Source organism: Rhodococcus sp. MS13 (assembly GCF_013277835.1).
Classification (GTDB): domain Bacteria; phylum Actinomycetota; class Actinomycetes; order Mycobacteriales; family Mycobacteriaceae; genus Rhodococcus_F; species Rhodococcus_F erythropolis.
Genome location: NZ_VBTL01000002.1, coordinates 580,410 through 604,395, shown reverse-complemented (window position 1 = coordinate 604,395; position 23,986 = coordinate 580,410). Strand labels below are relative to the sequence as shown.

Genomic DNA, 23,986 nt, shown 5'->3' with positions numbered 1-23,986 from the left:
AGTGTTCTGCCACACATGGTGTCCATCGGGGGCCCCATGCGATCTGCGCAGCTCATATTGTGCCGGTTGGGGAACCTCGAAAGACTTAACGGGTTAGGAGTCACAGCATGGCGGAACGCTCAGGGCCGAGCCGGATACTTCCTTGCATTCTGGTGGGCCTCGGTGCCTTCCTTTTGGCCATCGCCATCCTCATTCCTACCTACACGGTAGGCAAGCTGGAGAAGACGCCACTCGACCTCGAGGTGACCACCGTCGCCACAGGCACCGGTAGCGTCCTCAACTCGGCGGCCCTCCTCGGCGGAAAGGCACAGGTCGACACCAACGTGCCGATCGTCGCTCAGCGCTACGTCACCACGCAGGACCCGTCCGACGCCGACATCATCACCGTCGAAGCCGGCCAGACGGTCCGTCGTACCGACAAGCAGGGCGATACCGGACTGCTGACCGCAACCCTGGACCGCGTCACGCTCGATCGCGTCAGCTCGATGCCGACCAACGATCCGGTCGGAACCGTCCAGACGTCCAGCGACCAGCCCGCCGAAGAAGTTTCCCGCGACGGTCTGCAGTACAAGTTCCCGTTCAACACGGAACAGAAGAGCTACCCCTACTTCGACCTGAACGCTCGCGCCACGAAGGACATCGACTTCGTCGAAGAGACCGAGATCAACGGTCTGAAGGTGTACCACTTCCAGCAGACGATCGATCCCGTCGACCTGTCGAAGGTCGTCAACTCCCCCACCAACAAGCTGAGCCTTCCCGCTGACACCTGGGGCGTTCCCGGCGGCGCAACCCCGATCACGATGACGCGTTGGTACACCAACGTCCGTGATCTGTGGGTCGAGCCCAAGACCGGTGTCGTCGTCAAGGGCCAGGAGCAGTTGCACCAGTACTACGGCCGCAACAAGGATGCCGTCGACGTCGAGGTTCTCAAGGTCACGCTGCCCTTCGACGAGGCGACCATCGAGTACCAGGTCCAGCAGGCGCGTGACGGCATGGACAAGCTCTCGCTGTTCGGCCGCACCGTCCCGATCGTGGCAGGTGTCCTCGGAGTCATCGCGCTGATCGCCGGTATCTTCCTCGGCCTTCGCGGCGGCAAGGGCGGAACTCCGGCCCGCGCTGCACACGGCGGAACGAACCAGAATCCCAGCGGCCAGGGTTCGCCCGAGCCGGCTCCGGGTGAGCACGACTGGACCTCGGACGACACTCAGGTGATCCCGCGTCCGGATCTGCGCAAGGACTGATTCAGGCAGTAAGCAGAGCGCCCCTTCCACACGGAAGGGGCGCTCTGCTGCATTTCGAGACTTTGTTGCCGGATCGGCGTACGGATTGGCGCAACGGGTCGTTCCCTCCGCGTGGTCGCGGGCTTAGCGTTTTCTGGAAGTCCAGACCACCCCGAACACGAGGAGCCACATGCCCGCATCAACAGTTCTGGGTTCGCACATCTGTGTCAGCGATCTGACACGTCGGAGATTTGTTGTCGGCAGTGCTGCATTCTCCGGGCTGTTCGCCGCCGGTTGCGCAAGGTCCGCCGGTACCGAGGGCGATGCGTCCGGGATGCGCACGGTCACGACCTCGCTCGGAACCTACGACATTCCGGTGACACCGAAGCGCGTCGTCGCCATCGACTCCCGACTCGACCTCGAACCAGCCGTTGCGATGGGCCTGCCGGTCATCGCGTACAGCTTCGACGCCGCCGAGCCGTGGGTTCCAGCCGATCCCACGGCGCAGGTGTTCGAGGCACCGGTCAACGTCGAGGCAATTCTCGCGCTGGAACCGGACCTGATCATCTGCACCGACATCGGTGAGGCCTCCGACATGTGGCCGCTGCAGCAGTTGAGCCAGACAGCGCCTGTGCTTCCGATGGACTTCACCCGTCCGTGGCGCGAGAACATCGATCAGTTGGCGAGTTGGCTGAATCGCACCGAGAACCCCGAAGTCCGTCAGGTCATCGGAGCGTACGAGGACAAAGCAGCCGGATTGAAGGAACGCCACGCCCGGAGTTTGGCGAGCAAGCAGATCGTGCTGCTGAACTACGTGAATCAGAAGGTCAACGGCGTCAACCGCAAGGGCATCTCCACGCAGGTGGCCGAAGACCTCGGCGTCCAGCTCCAGTGGCCGGTCGAGGGACAGAAGGAGATCTCTACCGAAAACCTGGTGACTGCCCTCGACTCGGCCGACGGAATGATCGTCACCACCGCGCCCGGCGTGGATCCCGTCACCGACGACCGCGCGATGTGGAACCGTATCCGCGCAGTACAAGGCGACAACGTCGTCTACACAGGTGGGAACATCAACTACGGATCCGTCTACACCGCGATGCGTACGCTCGACTACTTCGACGATTTGTTCACGCGTCTGGAGAACTGACGTCGCTGTGAGGTGCCGGCCGGGCGCGGTCGGCACTTCGCACTGCGGCGACGGACACCGCCAAGGCCGTCGTCGACGCAACCACCACGGCGACGCCGATCAACTCTCCCGGCGTCTTCGCCCACACCAGCATGACCGTCGCCTCCACAACCAGTCCTGCCCACGCCAGAAGGGCCACTCGCGTGCGTTCTGACGCGATTGCGGACAGCAAAGCACCCTGGAGTACCGCCAGCGCTGCACCGTGCAGGGCGAAGGCCCACAGCATCGGAGCCACGGCGGCGTACGCGTCGCCCACGAGCATCGGCACCAGCGGGCCGGCAACCGCCGCCCCCAGAACCAACACGGCGCCGATACCGACGAGCACCGCCAACGCCGAGCGAACCGCTTGAGCGGAGTGCGCGGGATTCGCCATCTTCGGGTACAGCACGACGCCCACTGCCTGTGGCAGCCAGAACGCCACCTTCGTCGCGACGGCGCCGAGTGCGTAGACACCGGCGTCGTACTCACTGAGGACGACGCGGACGATCAGCAGGTCCAGCGAAGACAACGCGATCAGCGCGAGCTGGACCTGTGACGCCGCGAGCACGGAGACGACGCCGATACGCACCGCACGGTCCTCGCTCACCGAGACGGTTCGGTCGACCACTCGAACTATCGCCACCAGCAACGCAGTTCCGGCCGCGCCCGCGACCAATGCCGCGCCTGCCCCGCCACCGAAAGCCAGAACGATCACTGCCGGAAGGACTTTCATCACCCCGGCTCCGGCCAGCACGGCGCTGAGAGTGCCGAATCGACCGTGACCCTGCAACAACCCCTGCTCCGTTGCCAGCAGAACCAACATGGGCGCGGTCACCAATGCCGAGAACGACGCCACGATTCCGGTGTCGAGCAGCCACGCCATCGCCGGAGCGAGCGCAACCGCGAGGACGGCGACGATCGCGGTGCATCGATACCCCAACGACCGCAACGCATCTGTGCTCTTGCCACGCACCGCCTCGCGGGCGACCACCGTCTGCAACGCCAAAGCCGGAACCGCAAGTACCAACTGGGCGGCAAGCAGACTCGCGAACTCTCCGTAGCCGACCGGACCCAACCATCGGCTGGCCAACCATGCCAACAGGTACGACGCGACATTGGCCGTCATCGATCCCACCAAAACCATGCCGACCCCGGCCGCGGCGGCGCGATCGAGTGGTTGGCGAGGCATGGCAGTAATGATGCACCACGTATCGTGCGCGTCATGACAGTGCAAGCCGGATACCGCCGTTACCTGCCTGCGGCGTACAGCCTGGCGCTGGCACTGTTGATCCTCGGACCGCTGCTCGGCCCCGGCTACCTCCTGCTGCGCGACGCCGTCAGCACGCCGCGCTCGTACTTGACCGACTCCGCCCTCGGACTCACCGACGCCGCAGCCCGCGCCGTTCCCCAGGACGCGCTGATCGCAGCGTTGAGCACCGTGATCGACGGCGGACTGGTGGTCAAGTTCATCCTGCTCGTGGCGCTCTGGCTCGCCGGTTGGGGTGCGGCGCGCATGGTCGCCGTCCTGCTGCCGACGGCCGGTCTCGGTCCACAACTGGTCGCGTCGACGGTGATGCTCTGGAACCCCTACGTGGCCGAGCGCCTGTTACAAGGACATTGGAGCCTGCTGACCGGATATGCCGCACTGCCGTGGATCGTGTGTGCCGGAATCGGAGTTCGCCGAGCCACGCCCGGGTCCTGGTGGGCGTTGGCCGCGTCACTGGCATTCGCGGGCCTGACACCTACCGGCGCTCTGCTCGCTCTGACGGCCGCGCTGGTGGTGGTAGCCACCCCCGGAGGCCGAACCTCGGCCATGCGGCGTGTCTGCGGCGCTTTCGGGCTGTTCCTCGTCGCCGCCTCGCCGTGGTTGGTCGCCACCTTCGTATCCGGAGCAGCAGGCGACGGTTCCGATCCAGCGGGAGTCGCCGCCTTTGCCGCCCGAGCAGAACCGGGACTCGCGACGCTCGGCAGCCTCGCCGGGCTCGGCGGTATCTGGAACTCGGCAGCGGTACCGTCCACGCGCACAACACTCTTCGCGTTGGTCGGAACAGTTCTTCTGCTTGTCGTGGTGTTTGCCGGTGTGCCCGCTCTATGGCGCCGACGCCGGAACCCCGTTGTCAGTGGACTCGGCGCGCTGGCCCTGTTCGCGGTGCTCGCTCCGACCCTGGGCGCTACCCCGTGGGGGCTCGACGTCGGCCGATGGTCGGTCGAGGTGTTCACCGGCGCCGGTCTACTGCGTGACGCCCAGAAGTGGGTCGCGCTGGCCGTACCGTTCTACGCACTCGCTGCCGCCGCCGCGGTGATGTGGGCGGGCAATCGGTTCTCCCTTCCCCGCCCGACATTCTCGATCGCCGCCGTCGTGGTGACGATCGTGGCGCTACCGGATCTGGTGTGGGGCGTCGGCGGCGCGTTGAAGCCCGTGCACTATCCCGGGTCCTGGACCGTGGTGGCCGAGCAACTACGAGACGAAACCGGTGACGTTGCAGTGCTTCCCGCCGGGATGTTCCGTGCCTTCCCCTACAGCGGTGATGCGCCGGTACTCGATCCAGCACCACGCTTCCTACCCCTCGACGTGCTGCAGACCGGCCAACTGGTGGTTGCCGGTGGTGCTGTCGGCGGTGAAGGAACCCGGGCCACCCAGGTCGAGGATCTGCTGCTTGCCGGCGGGAGTCCTACGCAGTTGGCCGATCTCGGAGTCGGATGGGTACTGATCGAGCGTGAGACACCAGGCCAACTCGGCAAGGCGGCAGCGACACTCGACGGATTGGAACAGGTCTTTGCCGACAACGATCTCGAGCTCTACCGGGTACCCGGAGATGTTGCCGCGCAGGAAGCGTCGACCGGTGCCCGAACTGCCGTCATCGCTGCGCATCTCGCCTGGATACTGATGGGCGTGATCGCGCTGATCTCAGTCGGACTGAACCAGAACCGAATTCGACTCGCGAGGCGCGGCCAGTCCTGAGACCCACCGACCGTCCTTGTGCGCGGTCAGCACCTCGAGCACTCCGGTGCCGGTCTGCTCCCAGGAGAACTCGCCCGACCACACCCGAGCTTTCTCACCGAGCACCGTGCGGAGTTCATGGTCGCGGAGCAGGGTGCCTGCCGCCTGCGTCAGATCAGCGATGTCACCGTCGCCGGCGTGCTCACCGCCGACCAACAGCCCGGTCACTCCGTCGACGATCGAATCGGTCAAGCCCTTGGAACTGCGGTAACCGATCGTCGGAACACCGTGCTGCGCAGCCTCGATGACCGCCAGGCCCCACCCTTCCTTCCGCGAAGGCATGAGGTGAATCCACGACTGCGCAAGGAGCTCATGTTTACGAGCCTCGTCGACGTGACCGTAGAACGAGACCGCGTCACCGATTCCCAACTCGGCGGCACGATCTCGCAGGTTCTGCTCCCACCAACCACCACCGATGACGTCGAGATGGATGTCCGGAAGCGTCGGACGCAGGGCTGCGACGGCCTCGAGTGCGTCCTCGATCTGCTTGTGCGGCACCAGTCGTGAGAGAACCGAGATGGTGGGACGCTCGGCCCTGGTGATCGATCCACCCGCGTCGACGCCGACGGGGAGCCGATCGGCACCGTTGCGCACCACGGCAATTCGTTCGCGCTCGACACCGAGGTCCACCAATTCTTCGGCCGAAGGAAGCGACACCGTCAGATACTGACTACGTCGATGGGTGCGCGGTGACAATCGCGATTCGACCCACCAGCCGATCCGGCCGACGAGCTTGCCTGCCACCGGCCATTGTTCACGATGGCAGTGATGGACCAGAAGCGTGACCGGCGCACCCGCCACGGTCTTCGAGAAGAAGGGGATGCCGTTCTGGGTGTCGATCACCGCGTCGGGGCGAATGCCCTTGAGCGATCCGAAACCCAGACGTCCGGCGGCAATGGCGGCCAGAGCGCGGGGGTACACGCTGAAACGTCCACCGGCCCGGCTGATCGTGATGCCGTCTCGAACCTCCGACGCGGGCGCCCCGGGATACGACGCCGTCCGCAGCGTCACCTTGATACCGCGCTCGGCCAACTGGGATCCGACCTGCTCGAGGTAACGCTCGCTTCCACCGCCCTGGGGATGCCCGGTATCGCGCCAGCAGAGCAACAGAACCTCGCGCACGTGCGTTACTCCCTGAGTCGGTCGGTGGCCACCCCGGTTCGGGCGATCCTGCGGGATGCCCCGCCTGACCGGCCGGTAACCCTGCCGAACACCCTAACTGTTCGAGCGTCCGTATTGCCGCGCTCCTGACGGTGTTCGTGGACCGGGCGACCCAGTGGCTAAAGTTGCTACCCGTGACCAAGCCCGCAGTGACCCGCATTTTCGGCCGACGGGCAACCCTGAAACGCTCGTTCGGCCTGCTCAGCGACTTCCGCCACGAGCAGTCCGCGCCCGACATCTTCTACGGCGCGCTTGCGCGCGACTCCGTCGAGTTGATCTCGGACCTGCACGAAGGTCACACCGGACGATCCCTCGACGGTCTCACTGTCCTCGACGTCGGCGGTGGTCCGGGCTATTTCGCGGAGGTCTTTCAAGCCGCAGGTGCCCGCTACATTCCCGTCGAACCCGATCCGTCGGAGATGCATGCTGCGGGTCTGACCGTGGGCGGCGCGGTGCGTGGATCCGGTTTGGCACTGCCGTTCCTGGACTCGTCCGTGGACATCTGCTTCTCCTCCAACGTGGCCGAACACGTCAGCGAGCCCTGGCTGATGGCCGAGGAAATGCTGCGCGTGACCAAGCCCGGCGGCTTGATGGTTCTCTCGTACACCCTGTGGTGGGGTCCGTTCGGCGGCCACGAAACCGGACCGTGGCACGCGCTGGGGGGCGAGTACGCAGCCAAGCGGTACCTCCGCAAGACCGGACGCGAACCGAAGAACAGATTCGGGGTGTCGTTGTTCAAAGTCGGCGCCACCGACGGCCTACGCTGGGCCCGTGGAACCAGCCAGGGCACGTTGCTCGCCGCGATCCCGCGCTACCACCCGTCGTGGGCGTGGTGGATGGTCCGAGTCCCCGGTCTTCGGGAGTTCCTGGTGAGCAACCTCGTCGTGGTTCTCGAAAAGCGATAGCGGCATGCGCCTCGCACTCGATATCGGTGGCACCAAGATGGCGGCCGGCGTCGTGTCCGAGGACGGCCGCGTTCCCGTGTTCGACAGTGTGCCGACGCCGCAGACCGACCCGTGGGGAGCGTGTGCGGCGCTGCTCGAACGAGTCGCAGACGGCCGCGACGTCGACGGTGTGGGCATCGCTTGCGCCGGGCCGGTGGACACCGTCGCCGGCGTCGTCGCCCCCATCAACATCACCGAGTGGGCACGGGGATTCGAGCTCGTAGCGGGCGTCCGCAGCGTCTTTCCCGATGCCGGAACCGCCCTCGCCATGGACGGAGCCGCAGCGGCATTGGCGGAGTTCCACCACGGCGCCGGACGCGGAACCCCGAACCTCCTGAGCCTGGTCGTCTCGACGGGAATCGGCGGAGGAATCGTCCTCGGCGGTGAGATTGCTCGGGGTCGCACGGGGAACGCCGGTCACATCGGCCACCTCGTCGTTCCAGGATCTTCCGAACCGTGCAGCTGCGGGGGCGTCGGCTGCCTCGAGACGGTGGCCAGTGGACCGTCCGCGGTGCGATGGGCTCGTAGCCAGAGCTGGTCGGGAAACACCGGCCGTGAACTAGCCGAGGGTGCACGCAGCGGCGACGCGATCGCCGTGGACGCGCTCCACCGCGCAGGCACGGCGCTCGGTGGTGCCATCGCCTCGGCGGCTGCCCTCCTGGACGTGGACCTCGCGGTGATCGGCGGCGGTTTCGCCCAGTCGGGTGCACCGCTGTGGGAACCGATGCTCGACGCGGCTGCCCGACATGCCCGTTTGTCGTTCATCGCCGGGCTCCGGATCGTTCCCGCCGAGCTGGGTGGCGCCGGAACTCTGACCGGTGCGGGCTTGCTCGCGCTCACCGCCGTTATCTGACACGCGTTCTTCCCCGATAAATCCGTAGGGAGTCCCACTAAACGGGTGCCACCTGTTCCCAATTTCTGTAACGTGTTTTAGTGTTCTGACTCACACCGTTACGGGCATTGCACGTGACGTCTACGGGAAGGAGGTGACCGTGAGCCCAGACGCTTCCTCATCTGACGTTGCCTCGACTGCTTCTTCGACCGATGAAACCGAGCATCACGCCCAGGTCGCCCGACCGAGCGATTCCCTCCGCGACACCGAAGACCTCCGTGAGCGCCTGGAACGGTGGATGGCCGGCAAGGTGCCGAGCGGATCCACTGTGACCGTCGCCGACGTCACCTTGCCCGCAGCCAACGGCATGTCCAGCGAAACCATCCTCTTCGACGCCACCTGGGACGGCGATCATCATCCCTTGGTCGCTCGGGTGGCACCGACGGAATCGACCATGCCGGTGTTTCCGACCTACGACCTCGAATCCCAGTTCCGCACCATGGCTCAGGTGCGCGAGCACTCGGCGGTACCTGTGCCCGCGGTGTACTGGTCAGAATCCGACCCGGACGCGTTGGGTGCGCCGTTCTTCGTGATGGAACGAATCTCCGGCGACGTGCCGCCAGACGTCATGCCGTACAACTTCGGATCGTGGGTCACCGAAGCGTCCCCCGAGCAGCGAAAAACGCTCCAGCGCAGCTCGGTCGACGTCCTGGCTCAATTGCACGCCATCGACAAGCCGTGCGAGCGTTTCGACTTCCTCCGACTCCCGAATTCGGGAACGACTGCACGAGACGCATTCACGGCGCACATCGCCGAGCAGCGCGCGTACTACGAGTGGGTGGTCTCCGACGGCATCAGATCACCGCTCATCGAACGTGCCCTCGACTGGATCGAGGAGAACAATCCCGCGGACGATTCTCCGGCGGTGCTCTGTTGGGGCGACTCGCGCATCGGCAACGTCATGTACCAGGACTTCGCGCCGGTAGCCGTACTCGACTGGGAAATGGCAACTCTCGGCCCGCGAGAGATGGATCTGGGCTGGATGGCATTCCTGCACAGGTTCTTCGAGGACATCGCCGGACTGGCGAACCTACCCGGTCTTCCCGACTTCCTTCGACTGCCGGATCTCGCGCAGACCTACGCCGAGATCACCGGCCACGCCCCACACGATCTGGAGTTCTACGTCACCTATGCCGCACTGCGTCAGGCGGTCATCATGTGGCGAATCCAGGCCCGCGCCATAGCTTTCGGCCAGTCACAGCGACCCGAAGACCCCGACGACATGATCATGCACCGCGCTTCGCTCGCCGCGATGCTCGACGGTACCTACTGGGAGAGGTTGGCCTGACATGCTCTCACCGATGGACGACTATCCCGTTCACCAGATCGCCGAACCGATCCGTCACGTAGCCACCTCGGATCGAAACTTCTACGACCGCTACTACTTCAATTGCTACCCCACCGAATCCCCCGACGTGTTCCTCATCGTCGGACTCGGCCAGTACCCCAACCTCGGCGTCATGGACGCATTCGCTGTCCTTCGCCGCGGTGACGACCACATCGTTGCTCGCATGTCGAAGGCGCTGGGTGCCGACCGTACCGACACCACCGTCGGACCTCTGCGCGTCGAAGTGCTCGAAGGGCTGCAGAAGCTCCGCGTCGTACTCGAACCGGGCAGCGAATACGATCTCTCCTTCGACATCACCTTCGATGCCACCATCCCCGCGGCGCTCGAGCCCAAGCACTTTCGCCGTCAACTCGAACGAGTCACGTTCGACACCTCACGCTTCCTGCAGACCGGCACGTGGACCGGATCGCTCACCGTCGACGGGGAGGACCTCGCGATCGACCCGAAGACGTGGCGAGGTAACCGCGACCGCTCGTGGGGTGTGCGTCCGGTCGGTGAAGCCGAACCGCAAGGCAGACGCGCCGTCGACGGAATCCAGAACTTCTTCTGGATCTACGCGGTCATGCAGTTCGACGAGTTCACGATCTCGGTGATCATGCAGGAAGACGAGCAGGGCAGGCGCATCGTCGAAGAAGCCATGCGAGTGTGGCCGGACGAAGCCAGGGACAACGAATGGCTCGGCCGACCCGAACACGAGCTGACGTTCTGCCCCGACACCCGCGACGTCACCGGAGCGACCATCACCTTCCACCGGCCAGGCGGTGAAGTCCTCACCGTCACCTGCGAACTGTTGCTGGCCAACTACATCGGAATCGGCACCGGCTACGGGCTCGAACAGGACTGGCGTCACGGAATGTGGCAGGGCGAACTCGTCGTACAGGGGCTCCGCCACAAGGTCCACGAGATCGAACCGTTCCAACGCATGTTCTCCCCCGTCGACAACCTCGCGTCCTTCACGCTCACCGAAGGCACGAATACCCATACCGGCACCGGCCTTTTCGAGGTAGCCGCCATCGGACCGCACGAGAAATACGGATTCACCAGTTTCACCGACACCGCACAGGCAGACGACGCGTATGCCCTCGCGGCGACCGACAACACCGAGGAATGAATTGATGACTGACTACGACAAGCTCTACATCGGTGGAGCATGGGTGGCCCCGGCCACCGACCAGGTACTCGAAGTGTTCTCTCCCGCAACGGAGGAGCGCGTCGGCAGCTGTCCCATCGCAGCACCGGCAGACATCGACGCGGCCGTGTCCGCAGCCCGCGCGGCGTTCGAGGGACCGTGGTCACGCACCACCCCCGCCGAGCGCGGCGCGATCCTCGCCAAGGCCGCCAAGCTGATCGAAGAGCGCAGCGCGGAAATCAACCAGCTCATCTCCAACGAGATGGGCCAGCCGCCCGCCATGGTCGGCATGATGCAGCAGACCCCGTCAATGGCGACGCTGGGCTACTACGCCGAGCTGGCCGACAAGTTCGCGTGGGAAGAGAAGCGCACCGGCGCATTCGGGCAGACCAAGGTGACCCGTGAGCCCGTCGGCGTCGTCGCCGCCGTGCTGGCCTGGAACGTCCCGCTGTTCCTGGCGATCAACAAGCTGGCCCCCGCACTGCTCGCCGGCTGCACCGTACTGCTCAAGCCCGCACCCGAATCCCCTCTCTCCGTCCACGTGATCGCCGAGATCTTCACCGAGGCAGGTGTTCCCGAAGGCGTCATCTCCGTGCTCCCCGGCGGAGCCGAGACCGGCGAATACCTGGTCTCTCATGCGGGCATCGACAAGATCACGTTCACCGGATCCAGCGCCGTCGGCCGCAAGATCGGTGCCATCGCCGCGCAGAACCTCAAGCGCTGCTCCCTCGAACTGGGTGGCAAGTCCGCCGCGATCATCCTCGAGGACGCCGACATCGCCGCCGGAATGCCGATGCTGGTCATGTCCGGCCTGATGAACACCGGCCAGGCCTGTGTCGCTCAGACCCGAATCCTCGCTCCCCGTTCGCGTTACGACGAGGTCATCGAGGGAATGAAGACCGCGGCAGGCTTCATGACCGTCGGCGATCCGTCCGATCCCGCAGCACAACTCGGCCCGCTGATCTCCGAGAAGCAGCGCGAGCGCGTCGAGGGCTACATCGCCAAGGGCAAGGAAGAAGGCGCGCGCGTCGTACTCGGCGGTGGACGTCCCGCCGGCCTGGACAAGGGCTGGTACGTCGAGCCGACGATCTTCGCCGACGTGGACAACTCGATGACCATCGCACGCGAGGAAATCTTCGGACCCGTCCTCTCGGTGATCCCGTACGACTCCGAGGACGAGGCCATCAAGATCGCCAACGATTCGGATTACGGCCTCGCCGGATCAGTCTGGACCACCGACATCGATCACGGACTCGAAGTTGCCGCGCAGATCCGCACGGGTACCTACGCGATCAACTGGTACGCCTTCGATCCCGGATCACCGTTCGGTGGTTACAAGAACTCCGGTATCGGGCGCGAGAACGGACCTGAGGGCCTCGAAGCCTTCTGCGAGACCAAGTCCGTACTCATGCCGCCCGGCTACGTGGGCTGACCCACCCGGGAGTTGGCACCCTTTACTGACAGTTGGCACCCGTTCCGACCTGCCGGAACGGGTGCCAGCCCCATGAAATGGGTGCCAACTCCCAGCGAATCCACAGATCCACCCGGTACCGTCGAAAACGAATCAGTCATCTCACAAAGGACATTCATATGCTCACCAACGCCATCAACGCTTTCCTCGCACTCTGGGGCAGCGCCTCCGTCGGCAGCAGTGGATACCAGATCCCGCCGGGAACCCTTCCCTTCGGTTCCTGAGACATGAATGTTTGAAGCCCGCCGATTGGTCAATCGGCGGGCTTCAAACGTAATCGAGGCACCATTCAGGCCAGTCCACGCTCCCGACGAAGCGCATCCTCCATCTGCTCATACTCGCGACGCGCAGAATCCCGTTCCAGGATATGACTGCCGTGCGTGCAAAGCTCGGGCGCTCGAACTGCAGGGATGAATATGGAAACGGGCCACGTGAGACCAACTGCTAGAAATCCGAACATTCCTGTAAATATCGCCTCTGTCGAGAAAAAGGAGCGATACACTCCGTGTTTCCTTCTCCAGTAAGACGTCCCTATTGCCCGACCGATTACAGCATAGGAGATGAATGCAATGAATCCGACTACTACCATGTCCATTGAATATCCTCTCGACCGATTGATAACGAATATTTTTCGCCGGATTCAGGCACTCGGCGGCCAACTCTCATAGCGTTGACATCGACGTTCACCGAACCTAATGCGCTAGCCTGAGCAGCATTGACTCATCGGTGCTGCGCGCATGGGCTACCGCCTTGCCCGTGGCACCTCGTGCAATTTCCAAAGGTTCCCCACACCTTCCCCTCCCCGTTGCAGACCGAACATTTGCCGTGCTGGCAATCCCGGCACCTATTGTCGTATCCCATGGTTCACTCCTCGAATTCGCATTGGTCTGAATATTTCTACCCAATCTCGATACTCATGGCAGTCGTCTGATTGACGGACAATCGCCACAGGGTCCTGGTTGCATTCAAGAGAAATCAATTCAGGCTGACCGGGTCCGCAAGAAATATTCGACCACTTGAATCGAATTGACCGTCTCACTGATGGACAGAACCCGCTGAGCGCACTTCGCGCTCAGCGGGTTCTCTGTTTCGCCGACCTGTATCTACCGGTCCAGAACGTGATCCATCAATTGATTCTCCTGACCTGCGACCAATGCTTCAGCGTCACCGGCGTCCACATGACCGAACCAGGTGCCACCGGGGTTCGCGATCACCAACGGGCCCAGGGTGCACGGGCTCAGACAACCGGTTCCCGTCACCTTTGCCGAAGTGCCTTTGGCCGCCGCACTCATGGCCCGGTGGAGAGGCCCTGCTCCGTACGCCATGCAGCGGGGCCCCTTGCACACCAACAGATGTGTATCGTGCTGCTCGATCACCGACCAAGCCGGACTGCGATACGACGCCGGACTGGCAGTGATCGGCTTTCCTGCCGCGCCGAGTTCATCGATCACCTGCGCGGCCACAGCACCTTCGAGCGTTTCCGATTCGTGGAGCGAAACTTCCAGTTCGGCACCGATCCGGGTTTCGCGCCAGTTCGCAACCGCCTTGCTGGTCCACGTGAGCAGGTACCGATCCCTCGGCACCGCAACTGGAATCAACACGACCTTGCCCACGTCATCGGTATGCGCTCGATCGAGTTCCTCGTGAAGGCTCGGCGACGCGACATCGAGGTACGCAATACGAACGTCGGCGTCGGTGCCGGCCCGAACAGCGTCGAACATCCGTCGCGCGGCCGACTCGTCGAGGCCGCTGACGGTCGGCCGCAGTACGACGATCACCCGATTCGAACCACTGTCGACACTCATGCCGACGGCGCGGTTGTCCAGTCGATCCCGCTCGACGGAGCAAGTCCGAACTCTTCGATCTTCGCGCGCAGCTCTTCCGCGCCGTAGACGTTGGGGAATCCGCTGGTGAACATGGCGAGCGGGAGTACGACGAAGCGGTTCTGCTTGACGGCATCGAGATCGCGTAGGCCTTCTCGGCTCTTGATCGCGTCGATCTTGCCCTGTACTTCGTCAGCGCTCTTCTTGTAGTCCATGATCACGATGACGTCGGGTTCTGACTTCGCGACGGTCTCCCAGCTCGCTTTGAACCAGGTGTTGTCGACGTCGGCGAACACGTTGGTTCCCCCGGCGACGTCGACGATTCCGTTGGGGGCTCCGTTGCCTCCGCTGGTGTACAGATCTTCTTCACCGCTGTCGTAGATCAAGACCTTCGGCTTGTCGGCGGCATCTGGCGCGGACTCCAGACGTGCCAAACGTGAATCCAATTCGTTCAGTGCCTCGGCGGCAGTGTCCTCGGTTCCGAACAGCTTTCCGTAATTGGTCACGTCCGCACGAAGGGCATCCCACGGACCCATCGTGCCGAGCGCGGAATCCGCTGCGGCACTCTGCCTACAACTATCGGAAATCACATATGCATCGATGTTGTTGCTCTGCAGCGATTCCGGCGTCACACCGGAGGCTCCCTTGAACAAGCCACTGTAGGAGCCGACCACCAGGTCCGCCTGCTTACCCAGAATCGTCTCCATCGTGATCGTTCCGTCCAGGTGTGGGACGTCCGCAATTCCAGGGCCGAACATCGACTCCATGATCGCGTCGTTGTTCGTGTTCAACACGACGGCCGCGAGACGATCCAAACCGCCGACTCGGAGAATGGTGCCGATATTGGCCGCATTGCTTGTCGCAACGACGTTCTCGATCGGAAGCTGGAAAGTGCTTTCGGTCCCGCAGTTCTCCAATGTCACCGAAGTCTTGTCTGCAGCTTCGTCGACGGGCGCGGTTGCCGAGCAGCCGGCAACTGTCAATAACGCTGTCGCGGCTACAACCGCACCGAACGACGCTCGAGTCTTGACATGTATCAAAGTGCACTCTCCGAAAATGATTGTTGTAGTTGAGAATTTCGTGATTCGAATACGAGGTGTGAACGGCCTGTCGCGGGGTTCACGAGCTCGAAAGTCTCGACGCCGAAGACAGTTGCCACCACCGAGGTGGTGAGTACGTCGGATGGATGTCCGAACGCCCTGGCAACTCCATCCGCGAGCACGAGCACCCGATCGCACACTGCCGCAGCCAAATCGAGGTCGTGCAGTGCCATGATGACCGTCCGGTCCAACGACCGGACCAGATCGAGCAGTTCGAGTTGATGCCGGATGTCGAGATGATTGGTCGGCTCGTCGAGGATGAGCACGCCGGCATCCTGCGCGAGACCTCGGGCGAGAAATACCCGCCGACGCTCGCCGCCGGAAAGCGTGTCCATCGAAGAGAACCGGTGCTCGATCATTCCGACCTCGCCCAGAGCACGATCAACGACGGCATTCTCGAGCTTTCCGCCGACACTCCAGGGCTTTGCATGTGGCGTGCGCCCCAGAGTCACGTACTCGTGAACCAACAAATCGGCGGGACTCTGCTCTTCCTGCGCCACAAAAGAAATGGCTTTGGCCCGCGAACGCGCGGACATCGCGTGCACGGACTCGCCGCCGACGCGTACGTCACCGTCGGCGATCGGTCCGAGACCGGCAAGCGCACGCAACAAAGTCGACTTGCCCGATCCGTTCGGACCGACGACGCCGACTACTGCACCGGCGTCCGCCGCGATGTCGACGCCCTTGACGACGGTTCGGCGGTCGATGTGGACAACGACTCCGGACGCGGTCAGCGCCAGGGCGCGGGCGCTCACGAACTGCCACCGAATCGGTAGCGCCGACGGCCGAGAAGCAGGAGAAACAGCGGGGCACCGATCACCCCGGTCACCACGCTCAGCGGGATCTCGGTCGGCCGCAACGAGGTCCGCGCCACGACGTCGACCCACACCAGGAACGACGCGCCGATCAGCGCTGCCGCCGGCAACACCACTCGATGTCTGGCTCCGACGAGCATGCGTGTGACGTGCGGTATGACCAAGCCTACGAAGGCAATCGCGCCGGACACTGCAACCATCGTGCCGACCAACGCTGCCAGCACGCCGAACAGCACGTTTCGCAGGGTTCGGATGGGAATACCGAGCGAAGCCGCGACGTCCGGTCCGGCCGCCAGCGCATCCAGCCAACCGTGCAGGGCGAACACCGCTGCCGTCAGCAGGAACACAACGATGACCGGCGCCCACAACTTGTCCCAGGATGCCCCGGCCAAACTTCCCAGGAGCCAGAACAATACGGACTGCGCGGCCTGGGAATCATTGGTACGCAGCACCAGAAAACTCGCGATCGCCGACAGGGCGGATGCGGTAACGGTGCCGGTCAGAACCAATCGCAGTGGAGTGATACCGCCTTGCAGCGTCGCGATGGTGAAGACGAGAATCGCAGCTCCCAACGCCCCGATCATCGCGCCGAAACTGAGCGCCCACACTCCCGCGCCGGCGAACAGTCCGGTGGTGATGACGGCGGTGGCACCGACACTCGCGCCGGACGACACTCCCAGCAGGTGGGGATCGGCAAGAGCGTTACGGACGAGGGTTTGCACCACCGCGCCGGCGACGGCAAGACCAGCGCCGACGGCCAGACCGAGCAGTACCCGCGGTGCTCTGATCCCCCACACGATCGCAAGTTCGGAACGCGTGACGGGTGGGCCTCCGAAGCGCGAGTGCACCACGTCCACCACAGTGGACACGGGGAGCATCTCGGATCCGAATGCCAACGCGCACACAGCAGAGAGCACGGTGACGACCAGCAGAGCGGGCAGCACGATACCCGGACTGAGCCGTCCTCGAGGCGCACCAGCCTTCGGCGAAGGCAGGTGGGTAGGTGGAGACAGAGCTCCGCCAACAGCATTCATGGTGTGACCGATCCATCCTCGTGGCATGACACAACGTCAACGAGGGTGGTATCTGGCTACGGTCGACGCAGGGACGACCTCACAGTGGCGGGACCGCGCCGGAATTGCACCGACTTCCCATTACCTCGATGATGACGTCAGAACCATAACGGACTGTGGTCACCATTCCGCACACCGGATCAGGATTCCGACGCGATCATCGATCTCGCCTGCCGCACGACGGCTTCCGTTCGCACTCGAAGTTCTTCGGGTGAATCCGATTCCAGCACAACCCGATGCACCTGACTGTCCACGGCAGTCACGGTCAGCCGCGACGTCAACAAAGCATCCTCCGCACTGAAACCGTAGCTCTGGAGGTACTCCGAAAAACCCAGTACCAGTTGCCGATTCATTCCTTCGACCTGCTCGATGAGCTCACGCGTACGCGGAACCTGATCGTAGAGCAGGTGAAAGAACTCTCGCGGCTTACTGTTCACTTCGACCGCGCACTCCACCAACATCCGGACGGCCTCGTCCGGGGCGAGTTCACGCTCGACGATGTCGGCAAGGCAGAGCGCAAAACTCTCCCGCGCAGCACTCACGTGACGGTTCGCCAACTCCGCAAGGATCTCGTACTTGTCGCCGAAATACTGGTAGAGCGAGCCCACCGACACCCCTGCCTCGTCAGCGATCCGGTTGGTGGTCGCTGCCATGCCCTCCGACGCGAAAACGCGAGTAGCTGCCTCCAGGATCGCGTCGTAGGTAGCCCTCGAGCGCTGCTGGGAGGGCCTTTTCCGCCGAGTCGACACGGTCCTCCGATGCGAGTTGTCAGCCGCGACGCCGATACCGAGAATTGTGTAGGTGACCAGCGCCGATTACTCGAAGTTTATGCCCGACCGGTACACCGACCACATGCCGGCGCCGACCCCGACGTGGTGGGAGTGGAACGGCAACACCGTCCACGTCGCACGGGCAGTGGTTCCAGACGCGCCGGTTCGTGTTCTCGGCATCCACGGCGCCGGCGGCTACTCGGGCGCATTGTGGCCGTTCGCCGGGATCGGCGTGAAACTCGGAGCCGAAGTCCTCTTCCCTGATCTTCCGCTGTACGGCGACACCGTCGTAGCCGATCCCGCCGGCGTCCGGTACGAGCAGTGGGTCGATCTCCTCTGCGATCTCGTCCGGGCCGAGAAGGCAGCCGACGATCGGCCGCTGGTGTTGTTGGGCGCCAGCATCGGCGGTCTGCTGGCCTACGAGGTAGCCGCGCGGACCGGTCTGGCCGACGCCGTCGTCGCTACCTGCCTGCTCGATCCCTCGAATCCGTCGGCCAGAGCTGCCGCGGCGCGGTTCGGCCCGATGGGTGTCTACGGCGCTCCCCTGATGCGCCGCACCGAACGACTGGTGGGCCGTATCCGCGTGCCCATCCGTTGGGTCGCCGACGTCGCGAACATGAGCAGCAACCGTGAACTCGCGACGCTGTGCGCAACCGATCCGCGCGGTGGCGGTGTTCGGGTGCCACTCGGATTCCTCAGCAGCTACTTCTCGTTCGAGCACACCGCACCCGAAGCATTTCGGACGACGCCCGTTCTGCTCACCCACCCGGCCGCCGACCGATGGACGCCACCCGAACTGAGCTTGCAGTTCCTCCGCCGCATCAACGCACCCACCGAATTCGTGATGCTGGACGGGTGCGGGCACTTTCCCGTCGAAGAGCCGGGCCTGACGCAGTTCCACGACGCCGTCGACACACTGCTGCGCTCCGTCGCCGAGCGTCACCGCACGAAACCGTCGCCACCCGCCTAGCCTGAAGTTCGTGAGCATCGAACCCAAGGCCGAGCCGACGGGAAACGGCGACGAGAGCACCACGACAGTCGTACTGGCGTTTGCGGCTAACGCGCTGATCGCCGGGGCCAAGACGGCGGCCGCCATCGTCACCGGATCTGCATCGATGGTCGCCGAGGCCACCCACTCCTGGGCCGATACCGGCAACGAAGTGCTGCTGCTGATCGCGAACCGCCGCTCGAAAAGGGTTCCCGACCGAGACCAGCCACTCGGGTACGGCCGGGAGGCCTACATCTGGTCGATGTTCGCCGCCCTCGGACTCTTCGCGCTCGGCGCAGGTGTGTCGATCACCCACGGCATCCAGGAACTGTTCCATTCCGAACCGGCCACCGACTTCGGTGTCGCCTACGCAGTCCTCGGCGTCTCGTTCATCCTCGAAGGCATCTCGTTCCGGCAGGCGTACAAGCAACTCCGAACCGAAGCATCCGCCGTGAACCGCGACGTCATGGCCCAGGCGCTCAACACGTCCGACCCGACGACCCGGGCCGTGTTCGCCGAAGATGCTGCGGCACTGATCGGTTTGGTCATCGCATTCGTCGGCGTCCTACTGCACCAGATCACCGGTTCACCGATCCCCGACGCCCTCGGCTCCATCTTCGTCGGCATACTTCTCGGAGTCATCGCGATCATCCTGATCGATCGCAACCGCCGATTCCTGGTCGGCGAAGAGGCCTCACCGACGCTGCGGGCAGCAGCCGTCGAAGCTCTCACCCAACTGCCCGAGATCAACCGAATCACGTTCCTGCGCATGGAATACCTCGGTCCGCGGCAGGTGTACCTGGTGGCCAGCGTCGACCTGGTCGGCGACTACGCGGAATCCCGAGTGGCCCACACGTTGCGCGAACTCGAACGCTCACTCGAGCAGAGTCCACGCGTCGTGCGAGCGATCCTGACCCTCTCGACGCCCGAAGAACCGTCGATCGCAGTCTGAACTTCCGGCCGGGCGATAGGCTCGTTCGATGCGCGCACTGATCGTAATTCTGGCGGTTCTGGGATTTGTCGTCGGGGGAATTCCCCTGGTAGGCAGTCTGATCGACGTGATGACCAGTCCTGACGAGACCATCGTCTATCAGGGTTCCTACGTACCACTGCGCGGCGTACAGATGGCTCGGGACTACGAGTCGTCGTTGAACATCGCTTTCGACGCCCGATCGGACAATCCACGCTGGCTCGTCCTGGCCTGCTATCCCCTGATCGGAGCAGCACTGGGCGCTGCGACGGCCGTCGTACTGGGACGTCGCGGGTGGCACCTGACGCGAGCCTGAACAGACGCCGATGGCCACCCGCCGTCTACACGAGGGTGGCCATCGAAGAAGGAGTGCTTCAGATGTACATCGCAGGATCGATGTAACTGTTCGGGTCCACCAGTTTTTCCTTGGTGGTCCGTGGCCGCGCCACCGCCGGGATACCCGTCGCGATGGATTCGGCCGGAACATCTCTGGTGACAACGGCATTGGCGCCGATAGCGCTACCTTCACCGATGACGACAGGTCCGAGGATCTTGGCACCAGCGCCGACGGTGACTCGGTCTCCCAGCGTCGGGTGACGCTTGACCTGCTCGAGCGAGCGACCACCCAGGGTGACGCCGTGATAGAGCATCACGTCGTTACCGACCTCGGCCGTCTCCCCGATCACGACGCCCATGCCGTGGTCGATGAAGAACCGTCGACCGATGGTGGCACCGGGGTGAATCTCGATGCCGGTAACGAAGCGTGTCAGCTGCGAGAGCACTCGCGCCGGGCCGCGTAGTGCAGGGACGACCCACATGCGATGCGCAACCCGATGCGCCCAAATGGCATGCAGCCCTGAATAAACGAGCGCGTTCTCCACATTGCTGCGCGCGGCAGGATCCTGACCGCGCGCAGCCTGCAGGTCCTCGCGAATTGTCCCGAGGATACTCACAAGTCTCAGTCCCGGATGTGTTCGAACAGCGGGGTGGAGATGTAACGCTCGCCGAAGTCACACACGACAGCCACGATCAGCTTGCCGGCGTTTTCCGGACGCTTCGCCAACTCGAGTGCGGCCCAGACGATGGCACCGGACGAGATGCCGCCCAGGATGCCTTCCTGGGTGCCGAGTGCGCGAGCGACCTCGATGGAATCGGGGAACGAGACGTCGATGATCTCGTCGTAGATCTCGCGATCGAGGACGTCGGGCACGAAGTTCGCGCCGATTCCCTGGATCTTGTGGGGACCGGGCTGGCCACCGTTGAGGATCGGCGAGTCGATGGGCTCGACGCCCACGATCTTGACCTCGGGCTTGTACTTGCGAAGGGTGCGTCCGACGCCGGTGATGGTGCCGCCGGTGCCGATGCCGGACACGAAGATGTCGACGGCGCCGTCGGTGTCGGCCCAGACCTCTTCGCCCGTCGTTGCCTCGTGGATGGCCGGGTTGGCAGGGTTGGCGAACTGGCTGGCCGAGACAGCGTTCTCGGTCTGCTCGACGATTTCCTTGGCCTTGGCGACTGCACCGGCCATGCCCTCGGAGCCCGGGGTCAGCACGATCTCGGCGCCGTAAGCACGCAGCATCACGCGACGCTCGGTGGACATGGTCTCCGGCATGGTCAGGATGACCTTGTAGCCGCGAGCAGCACCGACCATGGCGAGTGCGATACCGGTGTTACCACTGGTGCCCTCGACGATGGTTCCGCCGGGCTTGAGTGCACCGGACTTCTCGGCGGCGTCGATGATTGCCACGCCGATCCGGTCCTTGACGCTGTTGGCCGGGTTGTAGAACTCGAGCTTGACGGCGACCTGTGCGTCCAGGCCCTCGGTCAGACGGTTGAGCCGCACGATCGGGGTGCGCCCGACCAATTCGGTCACGTTGTTGTAGATCCCGCTCATATCTGGTCCTCCTGAGGATCGAGTGTGTCGACCCGCTCGCTGATCACTGCTTTACGGCTGAACTGCATAACGGCTGAACTGCTTAACGGCTACAGGCAAGGGCATACAGACGACCGATGCCGCATCGGTTCATCAAATTGAACCAATGCGGCATCAGACCACTACATACGGGGGCGGTTTATCAGGCCAACCGCTGCTTCAGAGCTTCGAACTCGTCACGAATGCCGGTCGGCAGCTTCTCGCCGACGAAGTCGAACCACTCTTCGATGAGCGGGATCTCGGCCTTCCACTCGTCGACGTTGACCGCGAGGGCCTCGGTGATGTCGGCGTCCGACACGTCCAGGCCTTCGATGTCGAGTGCCGATCCGGTGGGAACGACGCCGATCGGGGTGTCGATGCCGGCAGCCTTGTGCTCGATGCGCTCGACGATCCACTTCAGGACGCGAGAGTTCTCGCCGAAGCCTGGCCACAGGAAGCGTCCGTCGTCGCCACGGCGGAACCAGTTGACGTAGAAGACCTTGGGGAGCTTGGACGCGTCCGCGGACTTGCCGAGGTCGATCCAGTGCTGGAAGTAGTCACCGACGTTGTAGCCGAGGAACGGCAGCATAGCCATCGGATCGCGGCGAACCGTACCGACCTGGCCTTCGGCTGCTGCGGTCTGCTCGGAGCCGACCGTTGCACCCATGAAGACGCCGTGCTGCCAGTCACGAGCCTCGGTGACCAGCGGAACCGTCGTCTTGCGGCGTCCACCGAACAGGATTGCCGAGATCGGCACGCCCTTCGGGTCGTCCCACTCGGGAGCCATGATCGGGCACTGCGACATCGGGGTGCAGTAACGCGAGTTGGGATGAGCCGCATGGGTGCCCGACTCGGGCGTCCACTCGTTGCCCTTCCAGTCGATCAGGTGCTGCGGGTCGCCTTCGAGGCCTTCCCACCAGACGTCACCGTCGTCGGTCAGAGCGACGTTGGTGAAGACCGTGTTGCCCTGGTCGATGGTGCGCATGGCGTTGGGGTTCGACGACCAGTTGGTGCCGGGAGCCACGCCGAAGAAACCGAATTCCGGGTTGACGGCGTAGAGCTGTCCGTCCTCACCGAAACGCATCCAGGCGATGTCGTCACCGAGGGTCTCGGCGCGCCATCCGGGGATGGTCGGCTGGATCATCGCGAGGTTGGTCTTGCCACAAGCGGAGGGGAATGCCGCCGCGATGTAGTAGGCCTTGTCCTCGGGCGAGATGAGCTTGAGGATGAGCATGTGCTCGGCCAGCCAACCCTCGTCGTGCGCCATTGCCGAAGCGATACGCAGCGAGTAGCACTTCTTGCCCAGGAGAGCGTTTCCGCCGTAGCCGGAACCGAAGCTCCAGATCTCACGATCCTCGGGGAAGTGAGTGATGTACTTGGTGTCGTTGCACGGCCACGCGACATCTTCCTGGCCATCGGCCAGCGGAGCGCCCAGGGAGTGCAGCGCCTTGACGAAGAATCCGTCGGTGCCGAGCTTGTCGAGAACCTTGCTGCCCATGCGGGTCATGACGCGCATGGAGACGACGACGTACTCGGAATCGGTGAGCTCGACGCCCAGCTTCGGATCCTCGGCGTCGAGGGGGCCCATGCAGAACGGCACGACGTACATGGTGCGTCCACGCATGCAACCGCGGTACAGGTCACCCATGAGGGTGCGCATCTCCGCCGGGTCCATCCAGTTGTTGGTGGGACCTGCGTCGATTTCTTCCTTCGAACAGATGTACGTACGCGATTCGACTCGCGCGACATCGGACGGATCGGAGTTGCCGAGGAAAGAGTTCGGCTTCTTCTCGTCGTTGAGGCGGGTGAAGGTTCCTGCCTCGACCAACTTCGTTGTCAGTCGGTCCCATTCTTCGTCCGAGCCGTCTGCGAAGACGACGCGATCAGGCTGGGTGAGTTCGGCAACCTCTTGCACCCATGCAAGCAGTTCCTTGTGCTGCGTGGGGGGCGTGCCGTCAGTTCCATTGAGACCGGGAATGGTCGCTGAGGTCATCAAACTCTCCTGGGGTGAGCCGGAACCGGGTTCTCGTGACACCGGATGCAAACTGCAGCGCCCCGATACCAGTCGATCCCGGTGTCCCCCTCTCGACGGGGTCCAGCCGCGTCATCCACTCACGTGGATTTCACGGACGCCGGGTGTCCTATGTATTGAGGTTAACGCTGGCTGTTCACCTGCAGGTAATCGGGTGCGGTCAGAAATGTCA

The 23,986-nt window shown here is 63.8% G+C and carries 21 protein-coding genes and 1 riboswitch; of the genes, 11 read left to right on the top strand and 10 right to left on the bottom strand.

The window, feature by feature from the left end; all coding sequences use genetic code 11:
• The first annotated feature begins 107 nt into the window (after positions 1–107).
• Together FEZ59_RS05150 and FEZ59_RS05145 are read left to right on the top strand one after the other, a co-directional pair.
• Positions 108–1,241, top strand: coding sequence for a DUF3068 domain-containing protein (locus FEZ59_RS05150; RefSeq protein ID WP_019747133.1), 1,134 nt, complete (start codon positions 108–110; stop codon positions 1,239–1,241).
• Between the two features lie 169 nt (positions 1,242–1,410).
• Entirely contained in the window at positions 1,411–2,367 is a 957-nt protein-coding gene (locus tag FEZ59_RS05145) for an ABC transporter substrate-binding protein (RefSeq protein ID WP_172932326.1), read from the top strand.
• Here FEZ59_RS05145 and FEZ59_RS05140 read toward each other — a convergent pair.
• A complete protein-coding gene (locus FEZ59_RS05140) occupies positions 2,348–3,574 on the bottom strand; it encodes a polysaccharide biosynthesis protein (protein ID WP_031331334.1) in 1,227 nt (408 codons plus the stop codon). The genes FEZ59_RS05145 and FEZ59_RS05140 overlap by 20 nt on opposite strands.
• A gap of 33 nt (positions 3,575–3,607) precedes the next feature.
• On the opposite strand from FEZ59_RS05140, the gene FEZ59_RS05135 reads away from it, so the two are divergent.
• Positions 3,608–5,347 carry a hypothetical protein gene (locus tag FEZ59_RS05135; RefSeq protein WP_172932325.1) on the top strand — a complete coding sequence of 580 codons (1,740 nt, stop codon included), beginning with the start codon at positions 3,608–3,610 and terminating at the stop codon, positions 5,345–5,347.
• Here FEZ59_RS05135 and FEZ59_RS05130 read toward each other — a convergent pair.
• A complete protein-coding gene (locus FEZ59_RS05130; RefSeq protein ID WP_019747129.1) occupies positions 5,294–6,508 on the bottom strand; it encodes a glycosyltransferase family 4 protein in 1,215 nt (404 codons plus the stop codon). The genes FEZ59_RS05135 and FEZ59_RS05130 overlap by 54 nt on opposite strands.
• 173 nt (positions 6,509–6,681) lie before the next feature.
• Here FEZ59_RS05130 and FEZ59_RS05125 point away from each other — a divergent pair, with 173 nt between their 5' ends.
• From FEZ59_RS05125 to FEZ59_RS05105, 5 genes are all read left to right on the top strand, one after another.
• Positions 6,682–7,452 carry a class I SAM-dependent methyltransferase gene (locus tag FEZ59_RS05125; protein ID WP_003945692.1) on the top strand — a complete coding sequence of 257 codons (771 nt, stop codon included), beginning with the start codon at positions 6,682–6,684 and terminating at the stop codon, positions 7,450–7,452.
• A gap of 4 nt (positions 7,453–7,456) precedes the next feature.
• Entirely contained in the window at positions 7,457–8,344 is an 888-nt protein-coding gene (locus FEZ59_RS05120) for an ROK family protein (RefSeq protein ID WP_020968591.1), read from the top strand.
• Between the two features lie 139 nt (positions 8,345–8,483).
• Positions 8,484–9,671 carry a phosphotransferase family protein gene (locus FEZ59_RS05115; RefSeq protein ID WP_030245371.1) on the top strand — a complete coding sequence of 396 codons (1,188 nt, stop codon included), beginning with the start codon at positions 8,484–8,486 and terminating at the stop codon, positions 9,669–9,671.
• Between the two features lies 1 nt (position 9,672).
• Positions 9,673–10,842 carry a hypothetical protein gene (locus FEZ59_RS05110; RefSeq protein ID WP_172932324.1) on the top strand — a complete coding sequence of 390 codons (1,170 nt, stop codon included), beginning with the start codon at positions 9,673–9,675 and terminating at the stop codon, positions 10,840–10,842.
• Between the two features lie 4 nt (positions 10,843–10,846).
• Positions 10,847–12,292 (top strand): aldehyde dehydrogenase, encoded by a 1,446-nt coding sequence (locus tag FEZ59_RS05105; RefSeq protein ID WP_003945530.1) that lies wholly within the window; start codon positions 10,847–10,849, stop codon positions 12,290–12,292.
• Positions 12,293–13,434: 1,142 nt separating this feature from the next.
• Here the strand turns inward: FEZ59_RS05105 and FEZ59_RS05100 are convergent.
• From FEZ59_RS05100 to FEZ59_RS05080, 5 genes are all read right to left on the bottom strand, one after another.
• Positions 13,435–14,136 (bottom strand): (2Fe-2S) ferredoxin domain-containing protein, encoded by a 702-nt coding sequence (locus FEZ59_RS05100; RefSeq protein WP_172932323.1) that lies wholly within the window; start codon positions 14,134–14,136, stop codon positions 13,435–13,437.
• The gene (locus FEZ59_RS05095) at positions 14,133–15,194 is read right to left on the bottom strand and encodes an ABC transporter substrate-binding protein (RefSeq protein WP_172932322.1); all 1,062 of its coding nucleotides are present in this window, start codon (positions 15,192–15,194) and stop codon (positions 14,133–14,135) included. Before FEZ59_RS05095 ends, FEZ59_RS05100 begins: the two co-directional genes overlap by 4 nt.
• Positions 15,191–16,009, bottom strand: a complete 819-nt coding sequence (locus FEZ59_RS05090; protein ID WP_172932321.1) for an ABC transporter ATP-binding protein — start codon at positions 16,007–16,009, stop codon at positions 15,191–15,193. The genes FEZ59_RS05095 and FEZ59_RS05090 overlap by 4 nt, the downstream gene beginning before the upstream one ends.
• Entirely contained in the window at positions 16,006–17,013 is a 1,008-nt protein-coding gene (locus FEZ59_RS05085; RefSeq protein ID WP_003945625.1) for an iron ABC transporter permease, read from the bottom strand. The genes FEZ59_RS05090 and FEZ59_RS05085 overlap by 4 nt, the downstream gene beginning before the upstream one ends.
• A gap of 115 nt (positions 17,014–17,128) precedes the next feature.
• Positions 17,129–17,266: riboswitch (cobalamin riboswitch) on the bottom strand.
• Between the two features lie 16 nt (positions 17,267–17,282).
• The gene (locus tag FEZ59_RS05080) at positions 17,283–17,891 is read right to left on the bottom strand and encodes a TetR family transcriptional regulator (RefSeq protein WP_172932319.1); all 609 of its coding nucleotides are present in this window, start codon (positions 17,889–17,891) and stop codon (positions 17,283–17,285) included.
• 52 nt (positions 17,892–17,943) lie between these two features.
• Between FEZ59_RS05080 and FEZ59_RS05075 the strand changes: the two genes are divergently transcribed.
• From FEZ59_RS05075 to FEZ59_RS05065, 3 genes are read left to right on the top strand one after another with little or no spacing between them, the layout of a single operon-like run.
• The gene (locus tag FEZ59_RS05075) at positions 17,944–18,882 is read left to right on the top strand and encodes an alpha/beta hydrolase (protein WP_029254578.1); all 939 of its coding nucleotides are present in this window, start codon (positions 17,944–17,946) and stop codon (positions 18,880–18,882) included.
• A 10-nt stretch (positions 18,883–18,892) separates the two neighbouring features.
• The gene (locus FEZ59_RS05070) at positions 18,893–19,852 is read left to right on the top strand and encodes a cation diffusion facilitator family transporter (protein ID WP_019747118.1); all 960 of its coding nucleotides are present in this window, start codon (positions 18,893–18,895) and stop codon (positions 19,850–19,852) included.
• A 28-nt stretch (positions 19,853–19,880) separates the two neighbouring features.
• Positions 19,881–20,186, top strand: coding sequence for a hypothetical protein (locus FEZ59_RS05065; protein ID WP_020968582.1), 306 nt, complete (start codon positions 19,881–19,883; stop codon positions 20,184–20,186).
• A 58-nt stretch (positions 20,187–20,244) separates the two neighbouring features.
• Here FEZ59_RS05065 and epsC read toward each other — a convergent pair whose 3' ends face one another.
• The 3 genes from epsC to FEZ59_RS05050 all read right to left on the bottom strand — a co-directional run bounded on the left by epsC (position 20,245) and on the right by FEZ59_RS05050 (position 23,775).
• Positions 20,245–20,823, bottom strand: coding sequence for a serine O-acetyltransferase EpsC (epsC, locus tag FEZ59_RS05060; protein ID WP_019747116.1), 579 nt, complete (start codon positions 20,821–20,823; stop codon positions 20,245–20,247).
• Positions 20,824–20,828: 5 nt separating this feature from the next.
• Positions 20,829–21,764: a cysteine synthase A gene (gene cysK, locus FEZ59_RS05055; RefSeq protein WP_019747115.1), complete on the bottom strand. Its 936-nt coding sequence runs from the start codon at positions 21,762–21,764 to the stop codon at positions 20,829–20,831.
• A 181-nt stretch (positions 21,765–21,945) separates the two neighbouring features.
• Positions 21,946–23,775 (bottom strand): phosphoenolpyruvate carboxykinase (GTP), encoded by a 1,830-nt coding sequence (locus tag FEZ59_RS05050; RefSeq protein ID WP_172932318.1) that lies wholly within the window; start codon positions 23,773–23,775, stop codon positions 21,946–21,948.
• Positions 23,776–23,986: the final 211 nt, after the last annotated feature.